General features: G+C 44.9%; 5 protein-coding genes. 2 read left to right on the top strand and 3 right to left on the bottom strand.

Annotated elements, in window-relative coordinates; genetic code table 11:
- The first annotated feature begins 55 nt into the window (after positions 1–55).
- Together BCT81_RS06755 and BCT81_RS06750 are read left to right on the top strand one after the other, a co-directional pair.
- Positions 56–697, top strand: coding sequence for a cytochrome b/b6 domain-containing protein (locus BCT81_RS06755; RefSeq protein ID WP_102423619.1), 642 nt, complete (start codon positions 56–58; stop codon positions 695–697).
- A 17-nt stretch (positions 698–714) separates the two neighbouring features.
- Positions 715–1,143 (top strand): MarR family transcriptional regulator, encoded by a 429-nt coding sequence (locus BCT81_RS06750; protein ID WP_102423618.1) that lies wholly within the window; start codon positions 715–717, stop codon positions 1,141–1,143.
- Between the two features lie 71 nt (positions 1,144–1,214).
- On the opposite strand, the gene BCT81_RS06745 is transcribed toward BCT81_RS06750, so the two are convergent.
- The 3 genes from BCT81_RS06745 to gloA all read right to left on the bottom strand — a co-directional run bounded on the left by BCT81_RS06745 (position 1,215) and on the right by gloA (position 3,678).
- Positions 1,215–2,078, bottom strand: a complete 864-nt coding sequence (locus BCT81_RS06745) for a DMT family transporter (RefSeq protein WP_102423617.1) — start codon at positions 2,076–2,078, stop codon at positions 1,215–1,217.
- A 110-nt stretch (positions 2,079–2,188) separates the two neighbouring features.
- Positions 2,189–3,286 (bottom strand): alkene reductase, encoded by a 1,098-nt coding sequence (locus BCT81_RS06740; RefSeq protein WP_102423616.1) that lies wholly within the window; start codon positions 3,284–3,286, stop codon positions 2,189–2,191.
- Between the two features lie 14 nt (positions 3,287–3,300).
- On the bottom strand, positions 3,301–3,678 hold the full coding sequence (gene gloA / locus BCT81_RS06735) for a lactoylglutathione lyase (protein WP_061031810.1): 378 nt from the start codon (positions 3,676–3,678) through the stop codon (positions 3,301–3,303).
- Positions 3,679–3,801: the final 123 nt, after the last annotated feature.

Below are 3,801 nucleotides of genomic sequence, written 5' to 3'. Positions count from 1 at the left end.
ACTGTTGTTGTGTAAATTTATCTCACTTTAAAAATGACAAGCAGGAAATTGAACAATGAAAATTTGGGATCTACCAACTCGACTCTATCACTGGCTGCAGGCCGCTCTGTTTATTGGCCTTGCGGGATCAGGCTTTAGTGGCAATGGCCCACACATTTATCTAGGACTCGCACTGTTTAGTTTGATTCTATGGCGCTTGGTCTGGGGAATGATTGGTAGTGATACCAGCCGTTTTTCGCAGTTTATGAGCTCACCTCGATCTGCTTGGCTGTACTTACGAGGCCGAGTTCAACCTAAGCCGGGGCATAATCCTCTCGGTGCTTGGATGGTTATAGGAATGATTACAACCTTATTGGTCCAATGCGTAACAGGCTTAGCGATAGCGGGGTTCTTCGACACATTGCCGTATTCAGAAGTCATCATCACAGACGCTGTTTTTGACCTACTCGGCACAGCTCATGCTATTGCTGCACGTATGTTAATCGCTTTTGTCGTGCTGCATTTATTGGCTATCTTGGTCTACAAACTACGCTCAAAGCCTTTAGTGCTCGCTATGATCACAGGTAAACAAAATCAATCGTTATCTACCGCTCATTTCGGAAATGGCACTCAATTGGCTTTTTCATCAAATAGAAAAGCGTTATTGGTGCTAATTGCATCGGTATTAGTTACGATTGCAATAGTTGTTATGTCATAAGAATTAGGGGCTAACCAATGCCAGAAGAGTTTGATAGACAGAATAGTTTTGGATGGATGATCAATGTGATCGCCAACAAAGCGACCAAGGATTTCGATCTTGAGCTAAAAAAACACGGCTTAAGCATCGCATTGTGGCCAACCCTGATGTGTTTATGGGAAGAAGAAGGCGTTACCCAGCGTGATATTGCCGCTAAGTCGAAAGTAGAAAACTCAACGACAACACGAACATTAGATAAGTTGGAAAAGCTTGAACTGGTAGAGCGCAGAGCTGACCCACACAGTCGACGCTCTTTTAGAATCTACCTAACAGAAAAAGGAAAAGCACTTGAAGATGTGTTGATTCCTATTCCGATAAGGTTAAACAAAGAGCTGATGGAAGCGCTTGATGCTGACGAGCAGCAACAGATGATCGGCTTGCTTAAGAAAATGGTCGCGGCAATTTAGCTTAAAGCCAACTCAGCAGCGACCGCTGAATAACACCTTCCAATAGACCCTCGCCCTAGACGAGGGTTTTCTTATTTTCGTGACCACTTGATGTAGCAAAACAGGGAAGCAATGATCACCGCTCCACCTAATAGCTTTTGCATCTCAACGGTTTCACCCAACATACTCACGCTGAGTAATAGTGTCCAAACTGGCTCTAGAATCATGATCAGCGCCGCCACTTCCATGTTCACTGAATGCTGCCCTACTGTTTGCAATAAGTAACGAATAGAAGTCGCCACAACCGCTGAAACTATAAACCAGAAAACCAAGGTTTTAGTAATCTCGAACTCAGGTTGAGCCGTCATTGAAGCGAACGCTAAACCGCTCACACCCACAATAAATAGCTGCACACAGATTGACGCGATAGGCTTAATATTGGTGATCACACGCTTATTCATTACAAAGTGAATGGATAGCAGCATAGAAGCCAATAAGAAATAGAGCTGACTTTGTTCGACGTGCCAACCGTTGGTCAAGGTGAGCAATAACATACCAATTATCGCAATCGGAAATGACATCCAAAAGGCGCGATTAGGTTTGACTCGAAACAGCACCCAAGAGACAAATGGCGCAATGATCATCGCGAGGCTCATGATAAATGCCCCTTCAGATAAAGTCTCTGTCACCGAAACCGCAAATACCCACACCTGTAATGAAGCCGATAGCAGTAAACCCACTCCGCAAAGAGATAGAATCTGCTTAAAAGAGAGCTTGCGAATATGGTGAATACAAAACGGAAGTAGAATCAGGCTTGCCACAACAAACCGTACACCAATGAACACTGGTCCTGGCATTTCTAATACCACCAGCTTAGATGCAATCCATCCGACCCCGGCTAACAGGGTGGCAAATAGGAGATACAATTCCCCACGCATCGCTTTCACGTTCATCATTTTATTCGGTCCAATAACGAAAAAAGCAACCCGACTCTGCCAGGTTGCTTTTTATAAACATTCAACAGGCTCAAGATACTATCTCAATACTCTGCTTCAAGCAGCTGTTTTTAGCCTGCGTATGCTGGGTAGTCTGTTAACCCCTTTTCAGCACCACCAAACAGTGTATTTGGATCGTGTGCCGCTAGCGGGTAACCATTTTGAATACGAGCTGGTAAATCAGGGTTAGCAACGAATGGACGACCAAAACCAACCATGTCCGTTACACCTTCAGCCACCGCTTTTTCACCACGCTCGCTGTCGTATTTACCTGCGTAAATCAGTACACCATCATAAGCTTTACGAACAGCTGCTTTAAACGCTTTTGGCGTTTCAGGTGCATCGTCCCAGTCAACTTCTGCAATGTGTAGGTAAACAATCTTGTATAGGTTAAGTAGCGCTGCCGCCGCTGTGTACGTTTCAACAGGCGTTGCATCAACCGTACCGTTCAATGAAGTAAACGGCGCAAGACGAACACCAACACGGTCAGCACCAATCGCTTCAACCATCGCTTCAACCACTTCACCTAAGAAGCGTAGGCGGTTCTCGATTGAACCACCGTATTCGTCAGTACGGTTGTTTGCTTCTGAGTCAATGAACTGGTTAATCAGGTAGCCATTTGCTGCGTGAAGCTCAATGCCATCAAAGCCAGCTTCGAGCGCATTAAGGGCAGCTTGACGATACTGTTCAACCACTTGTTTGATGTCTGCTTTGGTCATCTCACGAGGTTCAACAACGCCTACAAAACCCGGTTCATCAGTACCGTTATCGATGAATACTTTTACATTTTCTGCTTTCAGTGCAGAAGATGAAATAGGTTGCTCACCGCCAATGTTGTCTGGGTGCGTTACGCGGCCTACGTGCCAAAGCTGAGCGAAAATTACACCGTCTTTTTCATGTACTGCGTCTGTTACCTTTTTCCAGCCAGCGATCTGCTCGTCAGAATAGATACCAGGTGTCCAAGCATAGCCCTGACCCATTGGTGAGATTTGTGTACCTTCCGCAATAATCAGACCTGCAGTCGCGCGTTGAGCGTAGTAAGTCGCCATCATATCGTTTGCTGAGTTACCAGGTTGCGTTGCACGAGAACGTGTCATCGGAGGCATAACAATACGGTTTTTAAGCTCGATATTACCAAGTTGAATTGGTTGAAATAGTGCATTTGTCATTGTCATTTCCTCGATTAACCTAGTTGAATCAGTTCGATTTGGTAGCCGTCTGGGTCAGTAATAAATGCGATGTGCGTTGAACCACCTTTTACCGGGCCGGCTTCGCGAGTCACGTTGCCACCTAGCGACTTAATCTGGTCACATGCTGCGTAAATATCTTCCACACCCAATGCTAAATGGCCAAATGCATTGCCCATTTCATACTCATTGGTATCCCAGTTATGCGTTAACTCGATAGTCGTTCCACCTTGCTCGTAACCAACAAAAACCAAGGTGTAGCGGTAATCATTATTTACGTGGCGCTCAAGTTCTTTCATACCCAAAACTTTGGTGTAGAACTCAATAGACTTTTCTAAATCAGCAACTCGGATCATTGTGTGTAGGAATTTCATATTTCGCCCTTTTTAGCCCAGTGACCCAGGCCGATATAATTGAAGTGGAGACCATCCACTTACCTGATGGGGTCAATATACGAGTTGACTACAAATAAAGGAAATTATCATAAATTCTCAATG

This window comes from Vibrio sp. 10N.261.52.A1 (assembly GCF_002876325.1).
GTDB classification, from domain to species: Bacteria; Pseudomonadota; Gammaproteobacteria; order Enterobacterales; family Vibrionaceae; genus Vibrio; species Vibrio chagasii.
The sequence above is the reverse complement of the archived record's forward strand: the minus strand, read 5'-3'. Positions and strand labels throughout refer to the sequence as shown.